At 66.7% G+C, this 6,626-nt stretch carries 6 protein-coding genes and 1 pseudogene; 1 reads left to right on the top strand and 6 read right to left on the bottom strand.

Annotated features, from left to right (window positions below):
- The 3 genes from secF to yajC form a co-directional block, all read right to left on the bottom strand.
- A partial coding sequence (gene secF / locus AAC997_RS03910) for a protein translocase subunit SecF (RefSeq protein ID WP_340644392.1) occupies window positions 1–761 on the bottom strand: 761 nt, incomplete at its 3' end.
- A 12-nt stretch (window positions 762–773) separates the two neighbouring features.
- Window positions 774–2,372 (bottom strand): protein translocase subunit SecD, encoded by a 1,599-nt coding sequence (gene secD, locus AAC997_RS03905; protein WP_340644391.1) that lies wholly within the window; start codon window positions 2,370–2,372, stop codon window positions 774–776.
- Between the two features lie 11 nt (window positions 2,373–2,383).
- A complete protein-coding gene (yajC, locus tag AAC997_RS03900) occupies window positions 2,384–2,734 on the bottom strand; it encodes a preprotein translocase subunit YajC (RefSeq protein ID WP_340644390.1) in 351 nt (116 codons plus the stop codon).
- Window positions 2,735–2,851: 117 nt separating this feature from the next.
- Here yajC and AAC997_RS03895 point away from each other — a divergent pair, with 117 nt between their 5' ends.
- On the top strand, window positions 2,852–3,691 hold the full coding sequence (locus AAC997_RS03895) for an ATP-binding protein (RefSeq protein WP_340644389.1): 840 nt from the start codon (window positions 2,852–2,854) through the stop codon (window positions 3,689–3,691).
- A gap of 37 nt (window positions 3,692–3,728) precedes the next feature.
- On the opposite strand, the gene AAC997_RS03890 is transcribed toward AAC997_RS03895, so the two are convergent.
- The 3 genes and pseudogenes from AAC997_RS03890 to AAC997_RS03880 all read right to left on the bottom strand — a co-directional run.
- Window positions 3,729–5,534: a LysM peptidoglycan-binding domain-containing protein gene (locus AAC997_RS03890; RefSeq protein ID WP_340644388.1), complete on the bottom strand. Its 1,806-nt coding sequence runs from the start codon at window positions 5,532–5,534 to the stop codon at window positions 3,729–3,731.
- Window positions 5,535–5,638: 104 nt separating this feature from the next.
- Entirely contained in the window at window positions 5,639–6,298 is a 660-nt protein-coding gene (locus AAC997_RS03885) for a protein-L-isoaspartate(D-aspartate) O-methyltransferase (RefSeq protein ID WP_340644387.1), read from the bottom strand.
- Between the two features lie 12 nt (window positions 6,299–6,310).
- Window positions 6,311–6,626, bottom strand: a pseudogene (locus AAC997_RS03880) (5'/3'-nucleotidase SurE); the annotation flags it as partial.

Here is a 6,626-nt window from a genome sequence, read left to right as displayed (position 1 = left end):
ACGGTGCGGGAAAGCGTTTCATTGATCGACAGGTCGATGACCTCGCCCAGCGGCATCGACTTGTACTTGCGCAGGTTCTCCCGCAGGCGGTCGAAGACCACCACGGTGTCGTTCATCGAGTAGCCGATAATGGTCAGGATGGCGGCGATGGTGGTGAGGCTGAACTCCAGCTTGAAGATCGCGATCACGCCGAAGGTCAGGATCACGTCGTGGAACAGGCCCACGACGGCGCCGACCCCGAACTGCAATTCGAACCGGAACCAGATGTAGAGCAGCATCAGCGCGATCGCGAGGCCCAGGGCCAGAAGGCCGCTCTGGAAGAGCTCTCCGGACACCTTGGGGCCCACCACGTCGGCGCGCTGGAAGGTGACGGGCCCAAGCGCCACGACGAGGGCGGCCTTGACCTTGTCCACAGCCACCGCGGGCTTCAGCCCGTCGGGAGTCTGGAAACGGATCATCGCGGTGGTGGGTTCACCGAAGGCCTGGACCTGAACTTCGCCCAGGTTCTGGGCGTCCAGGGTGGCGCGGGCCAGCCCGAGATCCACCGCCTTGGGCGCGGTGGAGATTTCCAGCAGGGTCCCGCCCTTGAAGTCGATCCCGCAGGAAAGGCCAGCACAGGGCGCCTCGAACGGCAAAAGCGTGAAGCCGAGCGAGACCACCACGGCGACCGCCGAGACGATCGCGGCCAGCCGCGAGAAGGCGACGAACCTGAAGTTCGTCCTGATCGGGAGCACCTTGATGAGAGGCCAGTATTTGGACATGTCGGCGTCTCCCTAGACGATCGGCAGGGTTTTGGGGCGAACCTTGCGGAACCAGATCGACAGGAGGAACTGCGTCACCACCACGGCGGAGAAGACCGACGTGATCACCCCGATGGACAGGGTCCATGCGAAGCCGCGAACAGGGCCCGAGCCGAACTGGAACATGATCAACGCCGCCAGGATCGTGGTCACGTTGGCGTCGATGATGGTGGTCATGGCGCGCGAGAAGCCCGCATCCATGGCCGACAGCACCTGACGTCCGGCCCGCACCTCGTCGCGCATGCGCTCATAGATCAGCACGTTGGCGTCTACCGCCACGGCCAGGGTCAGGATCAGGCCGGCGATCCCCGGGAGGGTGAGGGTCGCCTGGGTCACCGACAGGGTGCCGATGATGAGCAGGCCGTTGACCAGCAGGGCGATGACCGAGATCCCGCCAAACAGCCCGCCGTAGGACAGCAGCATGAAGATCAGGATGGCGACGAAGCCCACTGCGGTGGAGATCTTGCCGGCCTGGACCGCGTCGGCGCCCAGCTCGGCTCCGACGGTCTGCTGCTGTTCGACGTTGAGCGGCGCTGGCAGGGCGCCGGCCCGAAGCAGGATGGCCAGGTTGTTGGCGCTCTCGACGGTGAAGTTGCCGCTGATCTGGCCTGAGCCGCCGGTGATGGCGCTCTGGATGACGGGGGCGGAGATCACCCGATTGTCCAGCACGATCGCGAAGCGTTTGCCCAGGTTCTGGGCCGTGGCGTCCCCGAAGCGGCGCGAGCCCTGACCGTTGAAGCGGAAATTGACCACCGCCTGGCCGCTCTGGCTATCGAAGCCCTGGTGGGCGTCGGTGAGCATCTCGCCGGTGACCAGGGCGCGCTTCTTGATCAGGATCGCACCGCCCTCTTCATTGGGCAGCAGTTGCGACCCTGGCGGCACGCGACCGGCGGCCGCTTCCTCAGGGGTCACCGAATCGTCCACCATCTGGAAGGTGAGCTTGGCGGTCTGACCGATGATGTTCTTGAGCTTTTCCGGGTCACTCTCCCCGGGCGCCTGGACGATGATCCGGTCGATACCCTGGCGCCGAATATCCGGCTCCTTGGTGCCCAGTTCGTCGATGCGGCGACGGATGATCTCGATGGACTGCTCCACCGCCTTGCCGGCTTCTGCAACCAGGGCCTGCTCGGAGAAGACGACGCGAATCCTCTGATCGTCGCCGGAGCTGATGGTCACGTCGCGGCCGCTGGTGGCGGCCGCCATGGGCGCGCCCACCGTCCGGCGCAGGAGGTTGGCCGCGGCCGTCACCTGCTCCGGATCGGTGATCCGCACCGACACTGCGCCCTCCACCTGGCCAAGATCGGTGAAGATGATCTTCTCTTCGCGCAGGGTCGTGCGGACGTCCTCGACGAGGTTCGTCATCTTCTCGACGCGCAGGGCCTTGGTGTCGACCTCCAGCAGCAGGTGTGACCCGCCCTGGAGATCGAGGCCGAGATTCAGCCTCTGCTTCGGGACAAAGCCCGGCAGGCTGTCGAGCGTCTTCTGAGGAATGACATTCGGCAGACTGAACAGGAGGCCAAAGATCACCGCAAACAGGACGGCGATCGTTCTCCAGCGCGACGGAGCGATCATCTACGGGGCTCTCAGGCCTTGGAATCGTTGGCCGGGGCGGGCTCGCCCTTGGCCCGGACGTCGGAGATCATCGACTTGACCACCTTGACGTTGACGCCCTGGGCGATCTCGACGCCCACTTCCTTGTCCTCGACACGTACAACCTTGCCGATGATGCCGGAGTTCAGCACCACGGTGTCGTTGCGCTTCACGTTGGAGATCATCGCCTGGTGGGCTTTCATCCGCTGCTGCTGCGGGCGGATCATCAGGAAGTAGAACAGCACGACCAGGCCGATGAGCGGCAGGAACTGCATGAGCATTTCCGTCGGGCCGCCGCCGGCGGCGGCGCCTGCGGTCTGAGCGAAGGCGGGGGTGGCGAACATGGTCTCTCCGAAGTCCGTCGTCGGGTCGGCGAAAGCCGCCCGTTTTCAAGTCGGCGGAAGCTATGCGTTCGCCCCCGGTTTTGCAATGGAACCACAGGCCCGCTAAGCACCAACGTCATGGATTCAGACCTGAAACCCGTTCTCGAACGCATCGCCGCCGCCCTGGAGCGTCTGGCGCCCCCCGCCCGCGTGCCGCCGGCCTTTGAAGGCGCCCGGCTTTTCCGGCACGACCCGGTGACCCACGCCTTCCATCCCGCCCCCGATTACGCCCTGCCGTTGGAGGCTCTGGTCGGGGTGGACCGGCAGAAGGCCCGTTTCCTGGAGAATCTGCAGCGGTTCACGGCGGGCCTGCCCGCCAACCACGCCTTGCTGTGGGGGGTGCGCGGCACCGGCAAAAGCTCTTTGACCAAGGCGGCCTTCATGGCCGTGGCCGGGGACTCACCGGACCTGAAGCTGGTGGAGGTGGACCGCGATGAGGTCACCGCCCTGCCGGCCCTGTTCGACACCCTGCGCGAACGCCCCGAGCGGTTCCTGGTGCTGTGCGACGACCTGTCCTTCGAGGAGGGCGCGGCGGCCGCCAAGGCGCTGAAGTCGGCGCTGGAGGGCGGCGTCTCGGGGCCGCCGGCCAATGTGCTGTTCGTCGCCACCTCGAACCGCCGTCACCTGATGCCGCGCGGCCATGCCGAGGATCGCGGCCTGATCGCCACCGCCGAGGACGCCGAGGAAGAGGTCAGCGTCTCCGACCGCTTCGGCCTCTGGGTCGGTTTCCCGCCGATGGACCAGGCGACCTATCTGGAAGCCGTGACGGCCTATGCGCGGTCCCACGGCCTGATTGTCGCCGACCTGGAACGCCGCGCTCTGCAGTGGGCGCAGCTACGCGGCGGCCGCTCTGGCCGTGTCGCCTGGCAGTTCATCCGCGACCTGGCGGGGGAACTGGGCAAGACCCTGCCGATGTAAGGCGACTCTCCCTCCCCTGACCGGAGAGGGAGAAGCTCTATCGTCCCAGGACCAGCTTCGGATCGATGGGCCGGGCCCGTTCGCTGGGGGCCGAGGCGTAGCGAACCTCGAAGTGCAACTGGGGTTCTGAGACCCCCCCGCTGGTGCCGGCCTGGCCGATCTGCTGCCCCTGAACCACCTTCTGCTGCATCTTCACATCCACCCGGGCGAGGTGCCCATAGGCCGTGACCCAGCCGTCGGCGTGTTTGATCAGCACCAGGTTGCCGAAGCCGGGCACCTGATCGCCGGCATAGACCACATCGCCGGCGGCGGCGGCGCGGATCGCTTCGCCGGCATTGGCGCGGATGTTCAGCCCGTCGTTGCGCTGCCCCGTCCCCTTGGGACCGAAGTCCGAGATGATGTCGCCGCGCAGCGGCCAGTTGAACCGGCCGCGTCCCTCGGTGGTGATCTGGCTGTCGGAGAGCGGCCCGGAGCTGGACGACGGCGGAGGGGCCGGTCGGCTGGGGGTGGGAGTCGTCGGACGGCTGTAGGTGTTCGTCGATGGCGGCGGCGTCACCGGCTGTGAAACGGGCGGCGTGTAGGGCCGGCTCGGTTCCGGGCTCGTGTCGCGGCGGGGTTCGGCCGGCGCTGTCACCGTCGTGCGGGTGGTCTCCTTGACCGGGCCCTTGTCCTTGTAGCCGTCCGGTAGGGTGATCTTGCGGCCCGATCTGAGGGAGTCGGTGATCTTCATGCCGTTCTCGGCGGCCAGCGCCTTGGGCGTCACGCTGAAGCGCTTGGCGATCAGGGTCAGGGTGTCGCCGGAGCCGGCCACATAGGCCTTCGCCGTGGTCGCGGGACCCTTCAGCTTGTCGCCGGCATGAAGGACGTAGGGGTCCTTCAGCTTGTTGTCGTCGGCCAACTGCTTGCGGGTGGTGTTCATGGCGCGCGCGATGGCGTCCAGGGCTTGGCCGCTCTTGACGGTGTAGATCTGCGGCGGTCCCGCCACCTCCACCACCTTGCCGGTGACGAAGGTCTTGGTGGTGGTCGTGGTGGTGGTGCGCGGCGGCTCGGGTTCTGGCTGGGCGACGGGCGGCGGCGTATAGGCCGGCGGGCGTTGCGGCTGGGCGGGCGCTTGGGGCTGGAACGGCGCGGGGGCCTGGATCCCCGTCCCCGGAACCTGGACGCGGGTGGTGATCGTGGTGGGGCCCTTGTCCTGGAACCCATCAGGCAACAACAGCCGGCGACCCACCTGCAGCGAGTCATCAATGTCCATGCTGTTGGCCTCGGCCAGGGCCTGGCCGCTGACCGAGAACCGCCGGGCGATGGCGTAGAGGGTGTCTCCGGACCCGACCACATAGGCCTTGGCGCTGCTGGAGGGTCCCTTCAGCGTCATGCCCGGCCGCACGATGTAGGGCGGCTTCAGATCGTTGCCTTCGGCCAGCTGGCTCCGCGTTGTCCCCAGGGTCCGCGCGATGGCGTCCAGGTTGTCTCCGCTCTTGACCGTATAGGTCTTGGCCGGGCCGTCAGCGTCCACCACGGCGCCCGTCACGATATCCCTCGTGATGGTCTGCATCACCGGCGGCGACGGCTGGTAAGGCGGGGTCGAGGGCGTCACATAGGCCGGGCCGCCGGGCAGCGGCTCCAGCGGACGGCTGTCCACCGGTCCGGTCGAGGGACCCGCCTGCGGCATCGGCCCCTGGTCCGGCGCGGGCGGCAAGGTCTGGGCGCCGGGCGCCGGCAGGCGCGTCGGATAGTTCGGCCGCGCCACCTGGGCGTCCTCGCCGAACGGCGAATAGGTCGTGCAGGCGCTGAGGGACGTCGCCGCCAACAGGATCAAGGCCGTTCGGGAATAAGAAAGCGTCATCGCCGCTCCGCTCTATGGGTTCGGAATCAGTCGAGGCGTCGGGGTTAATGATGGGTTAAGGAGCCCGCCATCGCCAACCCACAAACTCGTAAGGTTGTGGACGGCTAAAGCTCTCTGGCCACGCCGTCCAGCAGAGGCACGAACCGGACATCGGTCAGAACCTCCACCACAAAGCCGCCCGCGCCGTCGCCGGTATAGCGTTTCAGGCTCTGAACCGGCCCCTTGCCGATGGGCGCCACCAAAACCCCCGTCGGTTTCAACTGCGAAAGCAAAGCTTTGGGCTCATCTGGCGCCGCTGCTGTGACCAGAATGCGGTCGAAAGGCGCCTGCTCGGGCCAACCCAGCCCGCCGTCGCCAAATCGCGTGATCACATTGGTGAGACCCAGCGTCTTGAAGCGGGCCTCGGCCTCCCCCATCAGGGTGCGGTAGCGCTCCACGGTGTAGACCAGCCGGGAAAGCTTGGAGAGCACCGTGGTCTGGTAGCCCGAGCCCGTGCCGATCTCCAGAACCCGAGACCGCGATTCCAGGCCGAGCGCCTGGGTCATCAGCCCGACGATGAAGGGCTGACTGATGGTCTGGCCACAGGCGATCGGCAGAGCCGAATCCTCCCAGGCCCGCTCCTGGAACAGGTCAGGCGTGAACAGGTCGCGCGGCGTGGACTCGATGGCGTTCAGCACGCCCGCGTCACTGACCCCCTGCGAACGCAGATTCAGGATCAGGCGCGCCAGCCGCGTCTCGGGCGAGTCCTTCTCCGGTTTGGCCATTATTCCTGTCACCTACGCCTTGGGCGGCACACCGCCGAGCACACCCTTGAGACGATGAACCGTCTCAAGGTGAGTCAGGTCGATGTGCAAGGGCGTGACTGAAATCTTTCCGTCGTAAATCGCCTTCAGGTCGGTTCCGTCGGCGGGCGAGGAGCGCTCCTGCCGGAAACCCATCCAGTAATATTCGCGGTTGCGCAGGTCGGTGCGCTTCTCGGCGTGGCGCACACTTGCGTCCCGGAAGGTCTGACGGGTGACCTCCACCTCGGTGATCTCCTCCACCGGACGCGACGGGAAGTTGACGTTCATGATCACGTCCTTGGGCCAGCCG

Origin of the sequence: Phenylobacterium sp. (assembly GCF_037968635.1) — a bacterium.
GTDB lineage: Bacteria > Pseudomonadota > Alphaproteobacteria > Caulobacterales > Caulobacteraceae > Phenylobacterium.
Note: the sequence above shows the minus strand (reverse complement) of the source record. Positions and strands in the feature narration are given on the sequence as shown.

Bases quoted from the DNA above. Each gene is read 5' to 3' on its own strand.
- AAC997_RS03890 (WP_340644388.1), bottom strand. From the start codon at position 5,534: ATGACGCTTTCTTATTCCCGAACGGCCTTGATCCTGTTGGCGGCGACG.
- AAC997_RS03885 (WP_340644387.1), bottom strand. From the start codon at position 6,298: ATGGCCAAACCGGAGAAGGACTCGCCCGAGACGCGGCTGGCGCGCCTG.
- secD (WP_340644391.1), bottom strand. From the start codon at position 2,372: ATGATCGCTCCGTCGCGCTGGAGAACGATCGCCGTCCTGTTTGCGGTG.
- AAC997_RS03895 (WP_340644389.1), top strand. From the start codon at position 2,852: ATGGATTCAGACCTGAAACCCGTTCTCGAACGCATCGCCGCCGCCCTG.
- yajC (WP_340644390.1), bottom strand. From the start codon at position 2,734: ATGTTCGCCACCCCCGCCTTCGCTCAGACCGCAGGCGCCGCCGCCGGC.